Origin of the sequence: Sphingobacterium sp. UBA7249, from assembly GCF_002472835.1 — a bacterium.
Lineage (GTDB): Bacteria > Bacteroidota > Bacteroidia > Sphingobacteriales > Sphingobacteriaceae > Sphingobacterium > Sphingobacterium prati.
Genome location: NZ_DKST01000030.1, coordinates 33,397 through 58,100, shown reverse-complemented (window position 1 = coordinate 58,100; position 24,704 = coordinate 33,397). Strand labels below are relative to the sequence as shown.

The following is a 24,704-nucleotide window of genomic DNA, read 5'->3' as shown; positions in this document are numbered from 1 at the left end:
GGCCTATTTTTTATAGGTCAGCTTATTTTCAATCATGCGATTGTTATATTGCTGAATAAAAGCTTTCATCTTGGTTTCCATGGTATCCAGAATTGCAGGATGCTGATTGAGTAAATCTTGTTTCATCAACCGATCTTGCTTCATATTATAAAGCGATACCGGCTTAAGACCATCATAAGACATCATATAGTCTTTATAATAAAAATTATAGCTTCCTGCATTATTGTTCAGCACAAAATTATCCCTTCCCGGTTTAAATGCATCCGAGCCAAATGCAAAATAAGGTTCGTCATAGTGGAGGTAATTTAAGACCGTGGGCATAATATCGATCTGTTGGACCAATTTATCTGCTTTGCCGACCAATCCTTCCCCAGGGGCATAAAATATAATCGGAATCTGAAAACCGCCCGCTGTGGTCTGGTACTCCGGCAGGTAACTTACGGTAGCATGATCGGCACAGATTACAAATAAGGTATTATTAAACCAAGGCATTTTAGAGGCCGTCGCAAAAAATTCACGCAGCGCATTGTCGGTATAGCCGATCGGTTCCTGTACCGGCAGTGGTCCTTTGGGAAATTTCCCCTGATATTTTTCAGGTACTTTAAAGGGATGGTGTGAGGACAACGAAAAGAAACTTGCAAAAAATGGCTGTTTTAATGTATTGATCCTATTGGCGGTGAACTGTAAAAAAGGTTCATCCCAAATTCCCCAGATTCCATCAAAATCCTGATCGTTATTGTATTCGGTTTTACCAAAATAGTGTTGTATTCCCGCTAACTTCATGTAGGCGGAGAAGCCCATACTTCCGTTGGGGGCACCATGAAAAAATGCGGTCTCATAGCCCTTTTTCCCCAGGAGTTTAGCTAGGCTGGTGGTTTCATTACCAGAATACACCGAGAGTACAAAGGGCTCACCGATGGAAGGGATACCCGTAATGACCGAAGGCAATGCATCAATGGATTTACGGCCATTGGCATAAGTATCTGTAAAGGTATAGCCATTGCGAATCAACGAATCTAGAAAAGGTGTATAGCCTTTGTATTGACCACCTTGAATGTCTTTGTTCAATTCGCCAAAATGTTCTTTCGCGAAACTCTCCAAAATCAAGACAACGACATTTTTTTTATTGAAGGGCTTGTCCGTTTGCGGAAGATGAATTGGATCATAAATCTTTACCAGCTCCTGTTCCGGATAATAATTCACTGGTTTAAGGCTCACGGCTTTTAAAGTTTTCAAAATGCTAAATGGCGTATTCAGCACAATATTCATTTCCTCGGGGGTATCTACGTAATCACCGGCATTGCTCAAAGTGATTGGACGGGTGCTATGTGCCCATCCGCCACGGACTCCACCGATAAACAGAAAAGCGGTCAGGAGAAAGAAGGGAACCTGTACCACAAAGGATTTCCATGAATAACGCTTTGGCTTTTCCAGTTGGATCAGCTGATAGGATTTCGACAGCCCATAAACAACCAGTGCCAATACCAGCAGGAGATACCAATAATCAAGACAAAAGTCGAATGCCAATTTAAAAAGATTGGATTCATTTGAGAATTGACTTAGCACCGTACCTGTCGTCCGTTTTAGTGTAAAAGGATAATAGGCATAATCGATTAAATTCAGTGCTATTCCTATCGCGTTGACCACCACAAAAATCCATTTGGCAATCCTTTGATAAATCTGATTATAGGTGAATGGTCCCGGAATTGTTTGCATGACAATGTATAGGATATTCAGATAAAGCAAAGCCACAATATCGAAACGTACGCCACCACCAAACATCACAAACAGTTTTCCCGCATTTACATTAGGGAATAAAGAGGCATTGACGAGATAAAATCCCCATCGCAGTAGGGCATAAACGATTAAAAGAAAAGCAAAACGCATGGCGACTGCAAGGTAAGGTGCTAATATTCCTCTTAATTTCATTGGGTTAATATTTTAGAAATTCACGATAGACCTGCTGGTAGTACGCTTTGGCAATATTCAAGATACTGTCCGTTTTGGCCGCAGGATAGTCTTTATTGGATCTATAATTGATGATTCGGCCAACATTATCAAAAGATACCGCCTGCTCGGGTGTGATTGCGCCAAAGGCATCTTTGGAATTATAGAAAGCGATCTGTGGAGTCGTCGGATTAAATAAATCACGGCTCCAATGATATCTATTGGTCGGAAGCTTGAGCTGTGTCAATAGTGTTGTTGCCAAATCCGTTTGATTACCGATCCGATTGAAGATTTTTCCACGGTATTCAGGTTTGATGACATCCCCAAAAAAGATCAAGGGAATATGGAATCTATTCGGATGGTACAGTTCCCATTTTTCCGATGGCAGACGATGACCATGATCGGCTACAATTACAAAAAGTGTATTTTTATACCAAGCTTCTTTCTTGGCTTTACTGATAAAATCAAAAACAACCGAGTCCGTGTAATTTGCCGTACTTCGGAACTTGTCAGCATTGTTGGTACTTCCGAATTTATAACCGTGTTTTAGTTCAAACGGTTCATGATTGATCAGCGTGAAAATAGTGGAAAAGAAAGGCTGTTTTTCCTTACTAAAATCTTTGATCATCTGATTGAATACCACATGATCGTACACCCCCCAGGAAGCCCGTTCAGCATCGAGTCCAAAATTGGCGTTATCAACTACTTTGGAGATACCGTGTGTGAGCATATAAGATTTGAAATTATAAAATTCACTTTGCCCGCCATGGTAAAACGAAGTTTCATAGCCTGCATGGTCGAATTCTTGGCCAATAGCAGGCATATTTTCATGTTTGTCAATATATTTAATGATACTTTCCGGTCCCTGCGCAGGGAATCCACTCAGGATAGCAACCATTCCTTTATCCGAACGATCAGCAGCAGCGTAGATGTGATCAAACAAGATTCCGCCCTTGATCAATTCCTCCATATGTGGTGTAACCCCCTTCTCGCCGCCCAAAGATTGGATGAGATCACCTACGAAACTTTCCAACATAAGAATCACAACATTGGGCCGAGTGGTAGATAATACCTCGACAGTCGAATCGGGCTGGCTCTGAAAAACCGGCTTCAGATGCGCTCGAATAGTTTGTTCGTCCGAGCCATAGAAATCATAAGGACTTTTCAACTTCGTGCTTTTGGTAAAAAAGTCGCGCAAAAGCGCCCATTGGGTATTCACAGCCGCGTGATTATAAAAAGTAACTTCAGAATAGTAAGCCTTACTTGGGTTTAATGTCGCACGGCCATATCCCCCGCGAATAAAGGTGAAGAGTACGAAAACACCTAATGCTAGTTTCAGAAAGTTTCCAATTGGTGACTTAACATTATAAAAATAGACTTTTTTGAACATCCAACGATAGAGAAAATATCCGCAAAATATCCCCACCAACATGCCCAAGATTGGCAGAAATACGGGCGTTGACTCCGCTGACGCAACAGCGCCCGAAGGCGAGGCAAGGAAAGCATCTATAGCCCGTTTTGATATTTTATCTCCCCATTCGCGATAGATATTGACATTGATAAAACTCGTCACAAAAAACAAAACGAGTACGCTAATCGTATAAATATCAAGGATGGTACGTTTTGGCCGAACCTTTGGAAAAAATCCCAGTATACAATAAATAAGAAATGGAAGGGCGCAGATATAGGATACTGCCGAAAAATCAAGGCTTAGTCCATGAAAATAAATTCTAAAAATTTCGGTGAAATGCCCCGTTCCGATCTTCTCAAAAAAAGCAAAAATAAAAATAAATCTATCTATAAAACAGATGATTAGCCAAAACAAAAAATATTGTGTTAATGCCCTAAGTTCGTTCGCAAATCGTTGCATTCTCTCGTGTAAAAATAAAACAGGCAAATTTACATTAATTTCATGCTAAATGGCTAGTAATATGAAGAAAAGATTAAAAAAGTATTAAGGTTTGAGTATTGCCCCCCTATCCTTGGTCTTTGATCTACAATCAATAACAAGATCAATGATAGCAAGGAAAATAACATAGAATTCCTTACTTTTGTATTCCTTAAAAATTTGAATATAAAATTTAAAATGAGCATAGCGAAAACTTACAATCCAAAAGAAGCTGAAGAAAAATGGTACAGCTATTGGAAAGCGAACGGATTTTTCCGATCTACTCCTGACGAACGTGAACCTTATACGATTGTAATGCCACCACCGAATGTCACTGGCGTATTGCACATGGGGCATATGCTGAACAATACCATTCAAGACGTTTTGATTCGCCGCGCACGTATGCAGGGTAAAAACGCTTGTTGGGTACCGGGGACTGATCACGCCTCCATTGCCACTGAAGCTAAGGTCGTCGCTATGTTAAAGGAGCAAGGCATTGATAAAAAATCCTTATCGCGTGAGGATTTTTTAAAGCATGCTTGGGAATGGAAAGAAAAGTACGGTGGCATTATCTTAAAGCAATTGGAAAAACTAGGCGCTTCCTGTGACTGGGACCGTACCCGTTTTACCATGGATCCTGAATTGTATCAATCGGTGATCCGTGTATTTGTTGACCTTTACAATAAAGGATTAATCTATCGTGGTTACCGCATGGTTAACTGGGATCCAGAAGCAAAAACCAATATTTCCGACGAAGAAGTTATTTACAAGGAAAAGAACGGTAAATTATACCACCTAAAATATCAGGTTGAAGGAACGGACAAATATATTGTCGTTGCCACAACCCGTCCAGAAACAATCTTTGGTGATACAGCTGTATGTATCAATCCAAATGACGAACGTTATACCTGGTTAAAAGGAAAACAGGTAATCGTACCGATTGTAGGCCGTAAAGTGAATATCATTGAAGATGAATATGTGGATCTTGAATTTGGTACGGGTTGCCTTAAAGTAACTCCGGCGCACGATGTCAATGACTACGAACTCGGCAAAAAGCATGATCTGGAATTTGTGGATATCTTTACTGATGAAGCAAAATTGAATGACAATGGCCTGCATTATGCCGGTATGGATCGCTTCAAGGTACGTAAAGAGATCGAAAAGGAACTTGAAGAAAAAGGATTATTGGAAAAAGTAGAGAACTACAGCAATAATGTCGGCACATCGGAAAGAACCGGTGCGGTTATTGAACCAAAAATCTCCAACCAATGGTTCCTGAAAATGGAAGACCTGGCAAAACCTGCCCTGGATAATGTCATGGACGATACCATTAAATTCCATCCAACGAAATTCAAAAATAGCTACCGCAACTGGATGGAAAATGTAACAGATTGGAACATTTCAAGACAATTGTGGTGGGGACATCAAATACCTGCTTATTTCTATGGTGATGGTAACGATGATTTTGTCGTTGCACAGACCGCCGAAGAAGCGCTTTCACTGGCCCAACAAAAGTCGAACAATGCCAATCTAACGCTTGCAGATTTACGCCAGGATGAAGATGTGCTTGACACTTGGTTTTCAGCTTGGTTATGGCCAATTTCTGTATTTAACGGCATTAACGAGCCTGAAAATGAAGAAATTAACTACTACTACCCTACACAAGATTTGGTCACTGCACCAGATATTATTTTCTTCTGGGTGGCACGTATGATCGTATCGGGTTATGAATTCCGTGGACAATTACCTTTTGAAAATGTTTATTTCACTGGTATTGTCCGGGACAAGCAAGGCCGCAAGATGTCAAAATCTTTAGGTAATTCGCCTGATCCTATTGATCTGATGAATGAATATGGAGCCGACGCAACACGGATGGGAATGCTATTGACGGCTCCTGCCGGAAATGACTTACCTTTCGATGTCGAGCTTTGTGTGCAAGGCCGTAATTTTGCCAATAAAATCTGGAATGCTTTCCGTTTGGTAAAAGGGCTGGAAGTTGTGGATGCTCCGGCTTCGGAATCCGATAAAATTTCGGCATCCTGGTTTGATGCACGGTTCAACCAGGCATTGGTGGAGATTGAAGAAAATTTCAAGCACTACCGTTTATCGGATGCCTTGATGACAACCTACAAATTAGTATGGGATGATTTTTGTGCCTGGTATCTCGAACTGGTCAAACCGGCTTACGGTTCTCCTATCGCCTCGGAAACCTTAGAAACGGTAAAATCTTTCTTTCAACGCATATTGACTTTGGTACATCCATTTATGCCTTTCTTAACCGAAGAACTTTGGCATGATGAACTGTTCGGCGTTAAAGACGAGAAAGACTGCATCATTGTCGCTGAATTTCCAACAATAAACCCGTTTGATGAGCAGCTGATCAAAGATTTTGCGGTAGCGCAACAAATTATTTCTGAAGTGCGTAACATTCGCAACTCAAAAGGTCTTTCTCCAAAAGTAGCATTACCTCTGGCGATTAACCAACAATCTGATATTGATCTTGCGCAATACATTGCGATCATCACAAAAATTGCCAACCTCGAGGCAGTCACATTCGTTACAGAGAAAGTCGCCGGTGCGACAAGTTTCCTGGCTGGTAAAGATGAATGTTATGTGCTATTGGAGAACAATATTGACGTCGATGCTGAGCGTGAACGTATCGAAAAAGAGTTGGACTATCTAAAAGGATTCTTGGTATCTGTTGATAAGAAACTTTCAAACGAACGCTTTGTACAAAATGCAAAACCTGAAATCGTTGAAAACGAAAAAAGTAAGAAAGCAGATGCAGAGGCTAAAATTAAGATCCTTCAAGAAAGCTTAACGGCTTTAGGTTAAAAACATAATACCCTAATTTTTCAAAGTCCCGCGAAGTCCGCGGGACTTTTTTTGATGTCCGCTTTCCCTTCCATTAATGGCTTGTTAGAATCGTACTATTTTTTATAGGCTAGCCCTTTGTTGATTTTTAACTTTATAAGGATTCCTATAAAAAAATGAATAACTTTATAAGAACGAACTTAAATTATATCATTATGGGATTCAAGGAAACATTTCAAATCAACGGAGAAAACCTCTTACAAAAGATCAAAGAAATCATTGCAGAGGGTAATGTAAATAAAATCAGTATCTCGGACAAGCATGGTAAAGAAATCATGAGTTTTCCGATTACTGTTGGTGCGATCGGACTGATCTTGGCACCTGTATTTGCCGCAATTGGCGCCGTGGCAGCCCTGCTCACTGAATATACAATCACAGTAGAGCGCAACAGCGAAAAGAAAGAAGAGGATAAAAAGGATGGTCCCGCAGAACCACCCACAACGATCACTGTCAACTAAGTCGGCCTTTAAATTTACGATCATGAAAATCCTAAAGAATATCGTTTGTGTTTTGTTTGGCCTACTTTTTATGAATGCAGGCTTAGATAAAATCCTTCATTATATGCCTATCCCACCAATGGACATGAATATGCAAAAGGTGTTTGAAGCTTTCGGCACGATAAAATGGTTGTTGCCCCTTGTCGGTGTCATCGAAATCATCGGTGGCTTGTTATTTCTCCTCCCTAAGACAAGAACTGTCGGTGCACTGGTTATCCTGCCGATACTAATTGGTATTTTTACGCATAATATGGTTTTTTATAGCCAACAGGGATTGATGATCTGGGCTGTACTTTTCATCATTTGGCTATGGGTGGTATTTGAAAATTGGGGAAAATACAAAAAACTTATGGTGTAGTTGTCTTGTTCTTCCTAATAGAAGCGAAAGATTCTCGAATGTAAACAGCTATCTTTGGACAGATGGATAGGAATCATTAGCTTTTGTTAACATAAAATTAAAAAACAGAAAAGTTTATACTCCAAAAATGGTTTGGTCAATTATTTGATGTGTTTTGTATAATACCTCCTCTTTGACAAGATTTTTAGGCACAGATGGGGAATTAGTTCAAATTTGCTTGTCCATGTGAGCACAATTAACTTGCATATACAAGCAAATTTATCTTAGTTTGCTGAAAAAGCAGTGATATAAGTTAATATCTGAAAAACTTTGCAAACTTTTTTCCGTTTTAATTTTTATTAATAGATACTTAAATCAAATTATACGTTGAACAGATTTACCCGAATTGCATTCAAAACAATATTGTGGATTATTGGAGTAATAATTGCGCTGGTTATTCTAGTTGTATTCTTAATCCGGATACCCTCCGTTCAAAACTATATCGCCGGAAAAGTAACGCATTATGTCGAAGGGAAAATAGGCACTCCAGTTAAAATCGGTTACATCAATATTGATTTTCCGAAAAAGTTAGTGTTACAAGATATCTATATGGAGGATCAGAGCAAGGATACGCTCGTTGCCGGAAAAAGCATTGCTGTGGACATCAACATGCTCAAACTTCTGAAAAATACCGTAGAAATCCAAAGTATCGAAGCGGAAGGGATCACTACAAAAATTCGAAGAACATTACCTGACAGCTCCTTTAATTTTGATTATATCGTCAAAGCATTTGCCTCCGAAAAGGAAAGTAAAGCTACCGCAGATACCACTTCTGCCCTCGTTTTTAACCTAGACAAAGTAAAGCTTGATAAATTTCATATCGTTTACGCTGACGATGTTATTGGAACAAGCGCTGATGTGTATCTGGGCACGCTAAATACCAATATTAAAAAATTTGACCTGACCAAAAACATGGCCTTCAACCTACCGAAGGTAAAAATAGACGGTTTGAATGCGAGCGTAAAACAATGGAAGCCGGTCGTTGAAGGTACTGCTCCATCGGTCGAAGATTTTGGGATTACGGACAAGACGGCGCAAACAACGACGCTCCTTCCAGACGTAGGGATACAGATCGCCGAGCTGGCCAATATCCTTGTTCGGTATGAGGATGAATCCAGTGCGCTGAAAACCAAGTTTAATATCAAGAATCTTCGGGCTGATATCAACAAAATTGATTTAAACAAAGAGATTGTCGACCTCCAAACCATCCAACTTGATGGCGCCGATAATGAGGTGCTCTTTGGAAAGGTCCCTAAGAAAACTCCACCCAAAGGCAGCACGACAGCCGATACCACAAAAATCAAGTGGGTTGTCTCTGCCAAGGATATCAGCATCAATAATACAAGCCTGGCCTACAGAGATGATAATCAGGCACGCATGAAAGGCTTTGATTACTTCAATATTAAAATTCCGGGGATAAAAACAAATCTAACCGACTTATATTACAGTGCTGACTCCATTAGTGGGTCACTGAATGAGCTGACCGCATCCGATCACTCAGGCCTGGTCATCAAACAGCTTAAAGGTGACTTCAAGTATACAAATACAGGAGCAGAAATTAAAAACCTCTACGCGGAAACACCGCGTACACTTATTCGGGATTACTTCAAAGTAACCTACCCTTCCCTGGATATCATTACCAAAAAACCGGAACTGATCTATGTGAATGCGACGCTTAAAAAGAGCCATGTCGATATGCGCGACATTTATTACTTTGCTCCTTTCCTCGATACAATGCAGGTCATGAAACCCTTGATGGACAAAAAGTTCAATATTGATGGACGCGTGATAGGCAAGTTAAACGACCTCAATATTCCTAATATTGATTTCCAGACCCTATCCAATACGCGGGTAATCGCTAGTATGCGACTGAAAGGATTGCCAAATGTGGATAAAATGTCCATGGACCTGAATCTGAAAAAATTAACCACAGGACGTTCCGATATTGAAAAACTCGTTGCGAAATCCATGCTGCCAGCCAATATCGAACTGCCGAATACGATCGGACTAACAGGTACCTTTAAAGGCGGTATGACGGCTTTTGACACCAATCTTTCATTGGTGACCGAAAAAGGAACGGCAAAATTTGACGGTAAAGTCAGCATGGCAAGCAGAGATACCAGCTACGATGCTCTTGTTAGCATCCGCGATTTTGATATTGGGAAGATCATGAAAATGGATAGTACCTTAGGTATTCTTTCCTTTGAAGGGAAAATAAAAGGACATGGCACGGATCCCAAGAAACTTGTTGCCAATTTCGATGGTAAAGTAAATCGTATGGATGCCATGGGCTATCGGTATCAGAATATCGATATGAATATCACTGCAGATAAAGGAGACATCAAAGCATCGGTTGTGAGCCCCGACCCCAATATTAAGCTGAAACTGGATGCCACGGCCAATATGAAATCCGCGTATCCCCAGGTAGATTTTGAATTGATGGTCGATACCATCAACCTCAAAAATCTGAAGCTAATGGCGGATGATTTCAAATACCATGGTAAGATGGTGGGTCATTTTACTTCAGCTGATCCAAACTTTCTGAATGGAGAGGCACATATCACCAACTCGTCCATTGCCTACAACGATGCCTACTATTCCTTGGACAGTATTTCCCTGATTGCAAAATCGGATACATCCAGAAATTTGCTGCTCCTAAAATCTGCTTTTTTCAATGCACACTTGGTTGGGAAATATAAGATTCTAGAATTACAAAATGCTGTTCAGGATATTTTGCAAGTTTATTATCAACCCGGAAAACCTGTCAGCGTGCCCAAATACGAACCGCAGAACATCGAGTTTTCAGCACAATTGACCCGCACCAAATTTGTACAGGATTTTGTTCCGGAATTGACAGAAATGAAAGATATTACCTTAGATGGAATGTTCAATAGTGCCACGAAAACCATATTGGCCAAACTCGATGCCCCTAAAATAATCTATGATGGAACAGAAATAAATAACGTTACCCTAGATATCAATACCCTGGACAGCACCCTTTATTATTCTGCTTTGATCAATAAGATCAAGGTCAGTAATATTGAACTAGTCAATACGGTGTTTAGTGGTAAGGTCATCCAGAATAACCTGGACTTCGGGTTATGGATCAAGGATAAGAAAGAGAAGGAACAATATCATTTAGGTGCCAATATGCGCGTGGATAATGGAGCTTTCGTCTTTAGTCTACTCCAGGACGGACTGATGCTGAACTACGACAAATGGACTGTAAATCCCTCCAACGTGCTCAAATTTGGAAGCACGGGGATTCAGGCAAATGACTTTGTACTGAGCAACAAGGGACAAGAATTGAGTATCTCTTCACAGGACAGTGTATTGAATTCGCCCGTCAATATTTCCTTCAAGAATTTCCGTATTGAAACTATAAGTAAAATGCTCGAAAGCGATATTATGGATCTGGGCGGTGGCATCAATGGGCAAGCGACTATATCACGACTAGAAAGTAACCCTGTATTTGTTTCGGATCTGGTCATCGATAAATTCTATGTCGGAAAAGACACCGTTGGAAACGTGAATATCAAAGTCAATAATGAAAAGGAAAACACCTATAATGCAAACATCAGTATCAGCGAAAATGGCAACAACGTTGTGTTAAGCGGAGATTTTATCAGTCCACCGAAAGGAGAATCGAGTCTGGATTTCACCTTGGATATTCAGCCATTGACCATGCAGACTGTGCAAGCATTTAGTTTAGGCTATCTGAAAGAATCAAAAGGAAACCTCGAAGGTCAACTAAAAATAACGGGCTCCCCTTCCAAACCGCTTATAGATGGCGATGTCAAGCTTAAAGATGCTCAATTTAACATCGCGATGCTCAACGCCCTTTTCAAAGCAAAAGATGAGACGGTGCATTTTGATAATAGTGGAATCAGCTTCCCGAAATTTGCATTGGAAGACAAAAAAGGAAATATCGCTAAGGTAACAGGTTCGATCGATACAAAAACCTATACTGATTTTGATTTTAATCTCAACGTCAATACCGACAATTTTGAGGTGTTAAACTCTACCCAGACAGACAATGACATGTTCTATGGCAAGATGTACCTTACCTCCAATCTGCGGATCAGAGGAAATCTAGATAAGCCTGTTGTCGATGGAACAATTAAAGTACTTGACGAAACTGACTTCACCTTTGTCATGCCAAATGAAAACCCAGGGATGGCTGACCGTAAAGGGGTGGTCGAATTTGTTGATAAGAGTGATACAACCCGTGCGAATGTATTTGCCAAGTTGGATTCGATGACCGTTACCAAATTGACAGGAATGGATGTGGATCTGAACCTGCAGACAGACAAAGAGGCTAAATTTAAAATTCTTCTGGATGCGGGCTCCCAGGATGCCCTTAATATCCAAGGTCAGGCGGAATTAAATGCCGGTATAGATGCCAGCAGTAAAATTACTTTATCCGGAACATTTACTGTAGACAAAGGAAGTTACTCGTTTAGTTTTGGTCCAGTGAAAAAAGATTTTACTTTCCAAAAAGGAAGTACCATCACCTGGAACGGAGACCCTTTGGATGCACGACTGAATATCACAGCAGCATATACGACCAAAGCGCCTACTTTGGAACTAGTTGCGACGCAATTGGGCTCAGAAAACGCAAATCTGTATAAACAACGTGTACCATTCAACGTGTTGCTAAAAATTACGGATAAGCTCTTCCAGCCGCAATTGGGTTTTGACATTGATTTGGATGAGAACAACTCTATTGTATCCCAAGAAGTGGTCAGTAAGGTAAACAATGCACTGACTACCCTCCGTGAAAACCCGTCAGAACTTAATAAACAGGTATTCTCGCTGATTGTATTGGGAAGATTTATGTCGACCAATCCGTTTGAAAGTTTATCCGGGGGCGGTGGCACAGAAGCCATTGTCAGAAACAGTATCAGTTCGTTTTTGAGTGGGCAGTTAAATCGTTTGGCTTCAGAATTGATTACGGGTGTAGAATTGGATTTCAACTTGACTTCTGAAGAGGATTATGCTACTGGTGCTGGGCAGACAAGGACAGATCTGAATATCGGTGTCTCAAAAATGCTCCTCAATGACCGGCTGAAAATTACGATAGGTTCAAATTTTGAGGTTGAAGGCAATACCCGTCCTGGCGAGGCATCCAATAATATCGCCGGTGATATTCAATTGGATTACCAACTTTCACAAGATGGTCGCTATTTTGCCCGCATGTATCGCAAAAACCAATATCAGGTGACGCTTCAAGGACAATATGTAGAGACCGGTATCGGATTCATTATCAATATGGACTATAATAAGTTTAAAGAGATATGGATGAGTTCAAAAAAACTCAAAGAGTACTATGATACCGACAGCAAAGGATTTAGAAAACGTTTTAATGTGGAACGGATGGAAACCGACTCTGTCTATCGGGACAGTGTACGTACAGTGATTAGAGACAGTTTGATGCTTCATAGCCCAGCATATCGAAAACGTATTGAAGAACGCGAAAAAGAAAAACGTAAACAAGAATTGGACTCAAGCAAGAATGCACCAAAAAATCCGAGTCCAAAAACAAATTTAGATACGATCAGAACGACTGCGATTAAAAATGAAGATGAGGAAAGGAGTTATCATGCGAGCTAAACTGAAATTTGCTATCGGAATATTGACACTGACTACGATCATAGCATCCTGCTCTTCTACCAAGAATTTGAAAGAAGGGGAAAGCCTGTATGTCAAAGGCAATGTCATTATAGATTCAGACACCATTTCAAAAGAGAACAAGGAAAAACTTTCGACCTTTCTCCAGTCGTCCTTGATGCCCAAACCCAATAAGCGCCTGGCGGGTGTCCCATTTAAGCTATATTTTAATAATATGGCCGGTGATTCAGCTAATAAAAACATGATCAAAAGATTCTTCAAGAAAATTGGAGAAGAACCCGTTCTGTTGAGCGACGTCAACCGTGAGTACAATGAAAATCTCCTACGTAACCGCATGGAGAACATTGGCTTCTTCAACGCCGAGGTTAGATCAGATACCCTAGTTGAAAAGAAAAAGGCAACTATCAATTATACAGCCAAACCGAATCTGATCTATAGGATACAATCGGTGAAATTTGACATTGATAGCACAAGCCAATTGGGGCGGGATATCCTTTCATCTTCAGACAAAAGCTTACTTCAGATAGGGAAAAATTACAGTCTTGATATTATTCTGAATGAGCGTGACCGTATTGACAATGATCTTAAGAACAAAGGCTACTACTATTTTAGTCCGGATTATATTTTGGTGGAAGTCGATAGCTCACATCGAAATAATCGGGTAGACATGTATGTGACAGTAAAAAAGGAAACACCTGCCCAAGCGAAGATCCCGTCCAAAATCAATAAGATCTATATTTTCCCCAACTACACAGAGACCAGTTCGGGCTACCAGCGGTCAACGCGTAATGCCGAACTCTTTGATAGCAGTTACTATTTTATTGATCGAAGGCGAACCTTTCGCAAGCCTGTCATTGCCAACCATATTTTCTTTAAGCCGGGGGATGTCTATAACCGTACGGCACACAATCAGACCATCAGTCATTTGGTCAATCTAAATAGCTGGAAATTTGTGAAGAACAATTTTGTCGATAGCAAGGAAGTCCCCAATGCACTGGATGTCTACTACTATCTGACACCGTTGCCAAAAAAATCGTTGCGGGTAGAGCTTTTAGGAAAAATGGCATCGGTCTACAACGGTACAGAGGTTAACGTCAACTGGACATTGCGCAATGCATTTAAAGGCGCTGAGCAATTGAGCTTTAACGTCTTTGGCGGATATGAAACCCAGACTGGGGGAAATGCGGATCTAAATTCCAGTTATTACCGTTACGGGATGGAGGCTACAGTAACTTTTCCGAGGATACTCTCTCCCTTCGGGCGTATCAACCCCTCGCGTCGTTTTATTCCCAAAACCTATGTGAAAGGCCGGTACGAATTCTTGAACCGCCGCAAGGCATATACCCTCAATTCCATTGCATTGGATTATGGTTACATCTGGCAAGAATCGGAAGAGAAGCAACATGATTTGGCTTTACTGGAAATTACCTATGTACAGCCAAAAGGCATTTCGGAAAATTACCAAAAGCAAATGGATACGATTCCTGCTTTGCGGCATGCGATCGATCCCCAGTTTACAATCGGACCAAATTACAACTTCACGTTCCAGAATACGATGAAGCAGCATTTGAAGAATACGTTCTATTTCAAAGGAAATCTAGACCTCTCGGGAAATATCCTCGGTCTGATCAAAGGAGCGGATTTTAATAAAGGTAAAACCTTCAAATTATTCGACGCTTACTTCTCTCAGTATATCAAAATAAGCGGTGACGGAAGACATTATCTTAAGTTATCGGAGAATTCACAACTCGCCTCAAGGGTGAGCCTTGGTTTGAGTTATTCCTACGGAAACTCGCGCTCCCTTCCCTATTTGAAACAATATTATGTCGGCGGTCCAAACAGTATCCGCGCTTTCGGTGCCCGCGCTATTGGTCCGGGAACCCTGGCTCCAGAAAAACTGAGCAATGGCCTGTTTTATGCTGATCAAACCGGTGATATCAAATTGGAATTGAATACCGAATACCGTGCTAAGCTAGCGGGTTTTGTACACTGGGCAGCATTTATTGATGCCGGTAACGTCTGGTTGCAACGTGAAGATGTCAACAAACCTGGAGCAAAGTTCAGCAAAAACTTTTTAAATGAACTTGCTGTAGGTGGTGGCGCCGGTTTACGTTTTGACTTTACTTTCCTGATTGTCCGGACGGATTTTTCGATTCCCTTCCGTATCCCTTACTTACCAAAAGGCGAACGTTGGGTATTTAAAGATATCGATTTTGGCAGTTCGAAGTGGCGAAAAGATAACCTGATGTTCAATTTGGCCATTGGATATCCCTTCTAGCGCAAAATCAAGTTATTCCAGTGAATTGATTGATTTACTGATAATAATTCATTAAATTCAAGCATTATTTACTAATTCACATTAATGCTCATGAAATATCCATGCAAAAGAACGGTAAAAGCATTCATTCGTGAAAATGGACTGGATATTCCATATGCCCATAATAAACAAATAATTTACATATGAAAGTAACTATTGTTGGTGCTGGAGCTGTAGGCGCAACTACAGCAGACAATTTAATCCGTCGAAATGTCGCCGAGGAGATTATATTATTGGATATCAAGGAAGGATTTGCGGAAGGAAAAGCGCAGGATATGGCTCAAACGGCTGCCTTATTGGGATTTGAATCCAAAATCAAAGGTGTAACCAATGACTATCTGTCTACTGCGGGCTCCACTGTTGCTGTCATTACTTCCGGCATTCCCCGTAAACCGGGAATGACCCGTGAAGAATTGATCGGAACAAATGCAAATATCGTCAAATCAGTGGTAGAGAATTTAGTAAAACACTCTCCCGATATCATTATTGTCATTGTTTCAAACCCTATGGATACGATGACTTATCTTGCCCTCAAATCGAGTGGCTTGCCTAAAAATAGGATTATCGGGATGGGAGGAACATTGGATTCAGCACGCTTCAAATATCAATTGAGTGAAAAATTAAACGCTTCGGCAGCGGATCTCAACGCCATTGTCATAGGTGGCCATGGAGATACCACCATGATTCCGCTGATCAAGCACTCCACGTGGAACAGCATTCCGGTCAGCAACTTCCTTACGGCCGAAGAGCAGGCAGAGATCGTCCATAAGACGATGGTCGGTGGGGCCACATTAACGAGCCTGATCGGTACTTCAGCTTGGTACGCCCCTGGTGCTGCTACCGCTGCCGTTGTGGAAAGTATCGTACGTGATCAAGGTAAATTATTCACTGCTTCCGTTTACCTCGAAGGTGAATTTGGACAAGAAGATATTAATCTCGGTGTTCCGGTTATCATTAACAAAAAAGGATGGGACCGTATTATTCCATTGCAGTTGGACGAGGAGGATAAAGAAAAATTCAGTAAGAGTGCCGATGCGGTACGCGCAATGAATAATGTATTGAAGGAAATAAACGCATTATAATTGGTATAGGCAAATGAAAGAAAGGCTGTTCTTTCAAATGACAGCTTTTTTTGTAATATCCTGACCAGACCAATCCACTTTACAGTTCGCCATTAACGGAATAGATTATCTATCCGTTACCGTCTATTCATATATGAGACCTCTAAATTTACTTTCAAGGTGAGATAATAAGCCAGCGTCAAAATTTTTTTTAATTAAATTTTTGGCTATGTTTGGGAATATGACGAAAGTACCATTTCAAATCTTGGATCTTCAGGGGCAAGGAACGCATATTCTAGTTGATGTAACGTTATACGAACGCAATTTTAAAATGGTGATCGACACGGGAGCATCCAAAACTGTATTTGACAAAACCCAAATGGCCCATCTCCTGGAAGATCAATTGCTGCTGGAGCCATCAGAAACCCTTTCAACTGGTCTCGGTACCAATTCCATGGAGAGTTTTACCATGGAAATCCCCAGTTTGTCGATCGGCACCTGGCAAATCAATAAATTAAAAACCGCAGTATTGGACCTAAGTTCCATCAATTATGCTTATGGACAAATGGAACTTGACCCCGTCATTGGGGTATTGGGGGGTGATATTTTTGCCGACTATGGCGCCGTCATTGATTACGCCAAGCAGACATTACGCTTACGTGACCGAAAAATCAAGAGTAAGTAAGCCGCCCGCTTACAGTAGCAAAATCCCACTACTAACTACTGCACACTAAAGTTTAAAAAGCCTTTTGTGAATATGCAGGCGAAGGTAAGTATAATAGAGGATAGCGATCAATATCCCCAATCCCCCCATGGCATATAGAGTCGCCCTTAGACCACAATAACTGGCCAGCGATCCGATCATCAATGTCCCTATCGGAAAAATTCCCTGAAAGGCCATGACATAATATGAAATCGCCCGGGCCCTGTATATCGGTATGGCATGTGTCTGAATATAAGTATTGATACTCGAGTTCTGCATCATCATTGCAAAGGAAACCAGCATGACATAGACGAGCGCCATTTCCAGCATGCTCGAATGAGCAAGGAAAAGCAAGGCCAATCCCATCAACGCAGCGGCCCCCATCACTTGATACCGTAGGTTTGATCCTGACTTCAAGCGAGCCATATTAAATGCACCGATCATGGCCCCTAGTCCAGCTGCGCTCTCAAACCAGGAGAATGTGCGTTCATCCCCATGGAACATTTCTTTTGCTATGGCCGGCAAGAGCGAGGTATAAGGGATCACAATCAAACTGGAGAACGTCATAATAATAATTAAGGAAGAAATATGTGGCGAACGCTTGAGGTAGCGGAAACCTTCAACCAGGCCTTCCCAGTTGCTCCCTTTACTGAGTTGCCCTTTGGTTTCATCTACCTGCATCATTAGCAAGGTAATGATAACCGGGACAAAACTGATAAAATTCAATGCAAAACAGACCAGCTCGCCATAGGTACTGAGCAAAATCCCCCCAATAGCAGGTCCTAACATCCGTGCACCGTTAAAGATGGTGGAATTGAGTGCAATGGCATTTGGCAAGTCTTTACGGTCACCGACCAGATACATCATCAACGACTGCCGGCCGAGCACATCAAAGGAGTTGATGACCCCTTGTATCAGACCAAGGACCGAGAGCCATAGGACACTCTCCCACTTGAGGTAAACCACCAAAGTGAGTATACCGGCCTGTATCATCAGACCAATCTGCGTCAATAACACCAATTTATATTTTTTGTGCTTATCGACGAAGCTTCCGATAAAAGGGGACAATACCAACGAGGGCAATAAAGAAATAAACTGAACGAAACCCAACCAGAACACAGAACCTGTCAGTTCATACACCAGCCAACTGATCGCTATCCGTTGCATCCAAGTTCCCATCAGGGAAATTGCTTGTCCTATAACATGTAAACGGAAGTTTCTATAATGGAGAGACCTAAAAACCTGCATATTGAAAGATAATACTATAAAAGTATAACAAAAAAGAAAGAGAAGAGATTCTTATTTGCAAAAATAATGATGCAATTCATTGAAATCAATGTGTAATACTGGAATATAATCAATAACTTTGCACCTATTATTTCGAACGTTAAAATAATCAAATAATTATCATTCAATAACATACACAATGAAATTTTTTATTGACACAGCGAACCTAGAGCAAATCAAGGAAGCCCAAGACTTAGGCGTATTAGATGGTGTAACGACCAATCCAAGTTTAATGGCTAAAGAAGGTATCAGCGGTGATGAGAACGTAATCAACCACTACAAAGCAATCTGTGCTATTGTTGACGGCGACGTGAGTGCTGAAGTTATTTCGACTACTTATGAAGAAATGATCAAAGAAGGAGAAGCATTGGCAGCTCTTGACAGCAAGATCGTGGTCAAAGTTCCTATGATCAAAGATGGTGTGAAAGCAATTAAATATTTCAGCAAAAAAGGTATTAAAACAAACTGTACATTGGTATTCACTGCCGGACAAGCTTTATTGGCAGCAAAAGCAGGCGCAACTTATGTTTCTCCTTTTATTGGCCGTTTGGATGATATCTCAACTGATGGGTTGGCATTGATCGAAGACATCCGTTTGATCTATGATAACTACCAATATCCAACACAGATCTTGGCCGCTTCTGTACGCCATAGCGCGCACATCTTAGGCTGTGCTAAAATCGGAGCAGATGTGATGACAGGCCCATTATCGGCAATTTTATCTTTATTGAAACATCCTTTGACAGATAGCGGTTTAGCAACATTCTTAGCTGACCACGCGAAAGCTGCAGGTAAATAAAATAGCTATATTTCGGTATAGTTTTTAAACCGATAAGGGGAAGATGACAATATTCTTAACCTTATCGGTTTTCTTATGTGGATAAATTCCGTATTTTTGTAGTTGATCTAAGGTTTAACGAAGAAGTCCATGGAACAATCCAATATCGTATATCCAGAAATTCTGAAACGGAATAGCTTAAAAGTCACCCAACCGCGGTTGAAGGTACTTGAAATTATTTCAACAAAAGATTCGGCCATCTCCCAGCCTGAATTGGAGAAATTATTGGGTAAGGATATCGACCGTGTGACATTGTACCGTGTACTAGCCAGTTTTGAGGAAAAAGGTATTATCCATAAGATCTTTGACCTACACGGGACCGCCACCTATGCCATGTGTTCCACCAACTGTTCCGAACACGACCACCATGACCAGCACGTGCATTTTATCTGCCGGATATGCAACTCCGTTTATTGTTTAGATGAAATTACGTTACCAAAAGTTTCTATCCCCAATGGGTTCAGCCTGGAGGCGATTGCTGTAAATGCACTTGGTGTATGTAATCATTGTAAAAAATAAATCCACTGAACAACGGCAAAACAATTTTTCGCTTGATCTGTCTATAATTTGGGAATCGGAATTGCTCCGATTAGCTCGGCTATTGTACTGGCGAATGCTGATTTTTTTGTACCTTGTATGGGTATGGGCTGGCCATGCAAATGCCCCTGGAGGCTAAAACAAATGCGTAAAAAATAACACGAATGAAGACAAGAAAAGAAAATCCCTATAAAGAAGTATTAACGCAGCTGATTACCGATATTTTCGAAAAATCAGAGAACAAACCGCTTAATTATAAGCAAGTTTCTTCCAAACTGAACCTCACCGACAACGACTCCAAAGTGGCTATTGCCGATATTTTGCAGGACAATGTCCGGAGCGGACTATTTGTCGAGGTTGAGCGCGGAAAATTTAATCTGAAACAAATCAAAGTATATGTCACCGGAAAAGTGGATATGACCGCTGACGGCTCCGCGTATATCATCCCAGACGATGAGCTTGAGAACGATATCTATATTGCACCGCGTAAATTAAGACAGGCCCTGCATGGGGATATTGTCAAAGTCCATACTTTTGAGAAAAGAAAAGGTGGCCGCAAAAAAGAGGGAGAAGTTGTCGAAATCTTACAACGGGCCAAAACCGATTTTACCGGAACGATCAGCATCTCAAATAATTTCGCTTTTTTTATCGCCGACGACCGCAAGATGCTCCACGATATCTTTATCCCATTGGATAACCTGAATGGTGCCAAGGACAAGGAAAAAGTCGTGGTTTCGATCATTGACTGGCCAAGTGGTAGTAAAAACCCCGTAGGAACGGTCAAGCATGTCCTTGGGGTCAAGGGAGAAAACAATACCGAGATGAATGCGATCTTGGCGGACTACGGTTTCCCATTAGAATTCCCGAAGAAGGTAGAAGAAGAAGCTAATAAGATCACGGAGAAAATCAGCAAGGAAGAGATTGCCAAAAGACGTGATTTCAGAGGCGTCCCAACCTTTACGATCGACCCCGCCGATGCCAAAGATTTCGACGATGCCATATCTTTCCAAAAGCTGGAGAATGGCAATTACGAGATCGGTGTGCATATTGCCGATGTATCCCATTTTGTGATTCCGGATACCGAACTGGACAAGGAAGCTTTTAACCGTGCGACATCCGTTTATTTGGTTGACCGTGTTATTCCAATGCTTCCGGAACGTTTGTCCAATGGCGTCTGTTCATTACGGCCACATGAAGACAAACTTTGTTTTTCGGCAGTATTCGAACTGGATGAGAAGGCCACGATACATGAGCAATGGTTTGGCCGCACAATTATCCATTCGGACAGGCGGTTTAGCTATGAAGAAGCGCAGGAGGTCATTGAGACGAAATCCGGTGATTTCAGCCATGAAATTTTAAAATTGAATGAACTTGCTTATATCCTTCGTGAGCGTAAGTTTAAGAATGGAGCGATCGCCTTTGAAAGTGAGGAAGTCAAATTCACCCTGGATGAGAATGGCAAACCTACGGGCGTATATACCAAGGTACGTAAAGATGCCCACAAACTGATTGAAGACTTTATGTTGCTGGCCAACCGTAAGGTGGCTGAATATATCGGTAAACAGGGTCGCGGTAAAAACAAATTAACGTTTGTGTACCGTTATCACGATGTACCAAATCCAGAAACCTTAACGACATTTTCGCAATTTGCCGCACGATTTGGTCACAAGCTGACCATTAAAACGGACAAGGAAACAGCAAAATCCCTAAACGCCATTATGACCAAGATCGAAGGTAGTAAGGAGCAAAACATGCTGACCTCTTTGGCGGTCCGTTCGATGGCCAAGGCGATTTATACAACGAAGAAAACCAGCCATTACGGATTGGCATTTGATTATTACACCCATTTCACCTCCCCTATCCGTCGATATCCCGATGTGATGGTGCACCGTCTTTTACAGTTCTACCTGGATGGTGGTACAAAGGTCAATGCCGAGCACTATGAAAAGATGGCAGAGCACTCTTCGCAGATGGAGAAAAAGGCAGCAGAAGCTGAACGTGCATCTATTAAATACAAGCAGGCGGAATTTCTACAAGACCAGATTGGTACCGAATACACGGGTATTGTATCAGGTGTGACCGAATGGGGCATGTATGTAGAGATTCAGGAGAACAAGTGTGAGGGTATGGTACGTTTGCGTGATATCACGGATGATTTCTATGTACTCGATGAGAAGAACTATGCGATTATTGGCCAGCGGAAGAAAAAGAAATTCCAGCTGGGTGATGAGGTGCAGATTCGCGTAAAGAAAGTGGATCTGGATAAAAGGCAGATAGATTTTACGTTGTTGTCTTAGCGACACAAAATAAAAAAGGAGAATGAATTCTCCTTTTTTATTTTTTTATAACTGAAAGACAAAGATCTTTTAATTAACTTCATTAAATGAAATCATTTTTAAGAATTGAGGATCGGCATCTTTAACAATCACTTTGCTACCTTCGTCAACTACTTTTCCGTTGTCTTCGACTTTCCAAGTAACAGTATACGGAGTACTTCCGAATTCAAATCCTCCGAAGTTCAAACTACCTATCTGGAACTTTTCTAATGATTTTAATACTATTGTCTTTCCTCCATCAAAATCATCGGTCCCTAATTTTATGATGTCATCTGTCACTTTAGTACCATTTATATCCCAATCCACAAAGGTGCCATTTTCTTTTCCTCCTGTAATTGTTAAATTAAAATAATCGTTTTCAGCTTTTTTGAATTCTTTCGACAAAGAAATCGTAGCTGTCACATTGTGATCTTTGAAGTTTACTGGTTTTGGATCGTCATCCTTCGAACATCCAACAAAAGCGAAGGTCACAAGCGCCAATACCATTGCATACATTAATTTCATTTTCATAACTTGAATACTTTAATTTGTTTTTACTGTTAATTATCTGTCCGTGTTTGACAAACGTCTTGCCAAAAAGATGCATGAACACGCAAAAAGATAAAATATACTCAAAAACCAGTAGAAGAATATTTTCACGAAAAAACACAGAGCAAACTAGTATTCAAGACAATAAAGATTTTTACGAGTCAAACATTGTTTCCTGCTTTTTGCTCCAGCCTAAGACAACGCCACTATCATTGTCCTTATTTGACAACATAATATTAACCCAGTAGCAGCTGCTAAACTTGCGAGCGCAATATCGGATTGTACAAGCATTAAACGAGGAGCCCCATTATTATCACAGTAAATCTTTATTATTGCGCTATTGCGGAAAAGGAAACATTCCGCACTGTGTTTACTCCATTTCGCCGAGTAAAATATCGATTCTGCGCCATGTCGGAATGAGCCAAACCGGTGTCAAAGCCATCTTTCCATGCGGAGAAATGAAAATTCCACCCGACTAAATCATCCAGACCAAGGAAAAAACGGAACAGACAGACGACTAAATCATTCCGACGCCCGACAAATCCATTTCGTCACGGGGGAAAATGACATAGTCGTGTGTCGAAATGATTTCGACAGGTGAGTAAACGAAAATCCCACCCGACTAAATCATCTAGACGATGGAGAATATCCAGAAGAAGGAGCGCGGACTTGTCAAACCACGAGGGGAAATGGTTCCGTCTCAGGGAAAAGAGAGTTGTCAGTGCGAAAAAATAATCTAAATTTTATACACTAACTATTTAATATTCAAAACGGAATCAGTATCTTTGCGAACTTAAAATAATTTAGGTATCAAATTTATAAACAAAAACAGGTAAATGCCTACTATTCAACAATTAGTTAGAAAAGGTAGAGTAGCTCTGGTTGATAAGAGTAAGTCACCAGCGTTGGACTCATGTCCACAGCGAAGAGGTGTATGTACACGTGTATATACTACTACCCCTAAAAAACCAAACTCAGCAATGCGTAAAGTAGCTCGTGTACGTTTAACAAACGGTAAAGAGGTCAACGCTTACATCCCTGGAGAAGGTCACAACTTACAAGAGCACTCGATCGTATTGATCCGTGGTGGTCGTGTTAAGGATTTACCAGGTGTGCGTTACCACATCATCCGTGGTGCATTAGATACTTCAGGTGTAGCAGGTCGTAACCAACGTCGTTCTAAATATGGAACTAAGCGTCCTAAACCAGGACAACCAGCGGCAGCTCCAGCAAAAGGTAAAAAGAAATAATTAAACGGAGGAAAGAAAAATGAGAAAATCAAAACCGAAAAAGAGAATCATTTTACCTGATCCAAAGTTTAACGACGTTCAGGTAACACGTTTCGTAAACAATATGATGGTAGATGGTAAAAAATCTATCGCTTACGATATTTTTTACGATGCAGTAGAATTAGTAGAACAAAAAACACAAGAAAGCGGACTAGAAGCTTGGAAAAAAGCTTTGAACAACGTTATGCCTGCTGTTGAAGTAAAATCACGCCGTGTTGGTGGTGCTAACTTCCAAGTTCCTATGGAAGTACGTCCAGACCGTAAAATTGCTTTGGGTATGAAATGGTTAATTTCATACGCTCGTAAACGTGGTGAAAAAACAATGTTCGAAAAATTAGCAGGAGAAATCATTTCAGCTTCTAAAGGTGAAGGTGCTGCTGTTAAGAAGAAAGAAGATACGCACAAAATGGCGGAAGCTAACAAAGCGTTCTCACACTTCAGATTCTAATTTTGAAGACATTCAAAAAAATATGATTACACCGACCTCCGATAAACGAACACTCTTTTATCAAGGTCGGTGTACTTATTTAACATTACATTTAAACACATAAGGCCCGTAAGGCCAGCTGCTTAA

The 24,704-nt window shown here is 40.9% G+C and carries 16 protein-coding genes; 12 read left to right on the top strand and 4 right to left on the bottom strand.

The window, feature by feature from the left end:
* Window positions 1-3 precede the first annotated feature (3 nt).
* Together B4A24_RS21730 and B4A24_RS21725 are read right to left on the bottom strand one after the other, a co-directional pair.
* Window positions 4-1,929: an LTA synthase family protein gene (locus B4A24_RS21730; protein ID WP_293947059.1), complete on the bottom strand. Its 1,926-nt coding sequence runs from the start codon at window positions 1,927-1,929 to the stop codon at window positions 4-6.
* Window positions 1,930-1,933: 4 nt separating this feature from the next.
* Complete coding sequence (locus tag B4A24_RS21725) at window positions 1,934-3,817, bottom strand: LTA synthase family protein (RefSeq protein ID WP_293947058.1); 1,884 nt, start codon at window positions 3,815-3,817, stop codon at window positions 1,934-1,936.
* Between the two features lie 216 nt (window positions 3,818-4,033).
* Between B4A24_RS21725 and B4A24_RS21720 the strand changes: the two genes are divergently transcribed.
* From B4A24_RS21720 to B4A24_RS21690, 7 genes are all read left to right on the top strand, one after another.
* Window positions 4,034-6,670, top strand: a complete 2,637-nt coding sequence (locus B4A24_RS21720; protein ID WP_293947057.1) for a valine--tRNA ligase — start codon at window positions 4,034-4,036, stop codon at window positions 6,668-6,670.
* A 194-nt stretch (window positions 6,671-6,864) separates the two neighbouring features.
* Complete coding sequence (locus B4A24_RS21715; protein ID WP_293947056.1) at window positions 6,865-7,167, top strand: DUF4342 domain-containing protein; 303 nt, start codon at window positions 6,865-6,867, stop codon at window positions 7,165-7,167.
* A 22-nt stretch (window positions 7,168-7,189) separates the two neighbouring features.
* Window positions 7,190-7,564 (top strand): MauE/DoxX family redox-associated membrane protein, encoded by a 375-nt coding sequence (locus B4A24_RS21710; RefSeq protein WP_293947055.1) that lies wholly within the window; start codon window positions 7,190-7,192, stop codon window positions 7,562-7,564.
* Window positions 7,565-7,930: 366 nt separating this feature from the next.
* The gene (locus B4A24_RS21705) at window positions 7,931-13,216 is read left to right on the top strand and encodes a translocation/assembly module TamB domain-containing protein (protein ID WP_293947054.1); all 5,286 of its coding nucleotides are present in this window, start codon (window positions 7,931-7,933) and stop codon (window positions 13,214-13,216) included.
* Window positions 13,188-15,512, top strand: a complete 2,325-nt coding sequence (locus B4A24_RS21700; RefSeq protein WP_293947053.1) for a BamA/TamA family outer membrane protein — start codon at window positions 13,188-13,190, stop codon at window positions 15,510-15,512. The genes B4A24_RS21705 and B4A24_RS21700 overlap by 29 nt, the downstream gene beginning before the upstream one ends.
* Window positions 15,513-15,694: 182 nt before the next feature.
* Window positions 15,695-16,633 carry a malate dehydrogenase gene (locus tag B4A24_RS21695; RefSeq protein ID WP_172396616.1) on the top strand — a complete coding sequence of 313 codons (939 nt, stop codon included), beginning with the start codon at window positions 15,695-15,697 and terminating at the stop codon, window positions 16,631-16,633.
* A 208-nt stretch (window positions 16,634-16,841) separates the two neighbouring features.
* The gene (locus tag B4A24_RS21690) at window positions 16,842-17,297 is read left to right on the top strand and encodes a retropepsin-like aspartic protease (protein ID WP_293947052.1); all 456 of its coding nucleotides are present in this window, start codon (window positions 16,842-16,844) and stop codon (window positions 17,295-17,297) included.
* A 45-nt stretch (window positions 17,298-17,342) separates the two neighbouring features.
* On the opposite strand, the gene B4A24_RS21685 is transcribed toward B4A24_RS21690, so the two are convergent.
* Window positions 17,343-18,563: an MFS transporter gene (locus B4A24_RS21685; RefSeq protein ID WP_293947051.1), complete on the bottom strand. Its 1,221-nt coding sequence runs from the start codon at window positions 18,561-18,563 to the stop codon at window positions 17,343-17,345.
* 178 nt (window positions 18,564-18,741) lie between these two features.
* Between B4A24_RS21685 and fsa the strand changes: the two genes are divergently transcribed.
* The 3 genes from fsa (at window position 18,742) to rnr (ending at window position 22,274) form a co-directional block, all read left to right on the top strand.
* Window positions 18,742-19,401, top strand: coding sequence for a fructose-6-phosphate aldolase (gene fsa / locus B4A24_RS21680; RefSeq protein WP_121126753.1), 660 nt, complete (start codon window positions 18,742-18,744; stop codon window positions 19,399-19,401).
* A gap of 129 nt (window positions 19,402-19,530) precedes the next feature.
* Entirely contained in the window at window positions 19,531-19,959 is a 429-nt protein-coding gene (locus tag B4A24_RS21675) for a Fur family transcriptional regulator (protein ID WP_293947050.1), read from the top strand.
* Window positions 19,960-20,141: 182 nt separating this feature from the next.
* On the top strand, window positions 20,142-22,274 hold the full coding sequence (gene rnr / locus B4A24_RS21670; RefSeq protein ID WP_293947049.1) for a ribonuclease R: 2,133 nt from the start codon (window positions 20,142-20,144) through the stop codon (window positions 22,272-22,274).
* A 69-nt stretch (window positions 22,275-22,343) separates the two neighbouring features.
* Here the strand turns inward: rnr and B4A24_RS21665 are convergent, their stop codons facing one another.
* Window positions 22,344-22,823 carry a hypothetical protein gene (locus tag B4A24_RS21665; protein WP_293947048.1) on the bottom strand — a complete coding sequence of 160 codons (480 nt, stop codon included), beginning with the start codon at window positions 22,821-22,823 and terminating at the stop codon, window positions 22,344-22,346.
* 854 nt (window positions 22,824-23,677) lie between these two features.
* Here B4A24_RS21665 and rpsL point away from each other — a divergent pair.
* Entirely contained in the window at window positions 23,678-24,091 is a 414-nt protein-coding gene (rpsL, locus tag B4A24_RS21660) for a 30S ribosomal protein S12 (protein WP_108636809.1), read from the top strand.
* A gap of 19 nt (window positions 24,092-24,110) precedes the next feature.
* Window positions 24,111-24,578: a 30S ribosomal protein S7 gene (gene rpsG, locus B4A24_RS21655; RefSeq protein ID WP_172396610.1), complete on the top strand. Its 468-nt coding sequence runs from the start codon at window positions 24,111-24,113 to the stop codon at window positions 24,576-24,578.
* The last annotated feature ends 126 nt before the right edge of the window (window positions 24,579-24,704 follow it).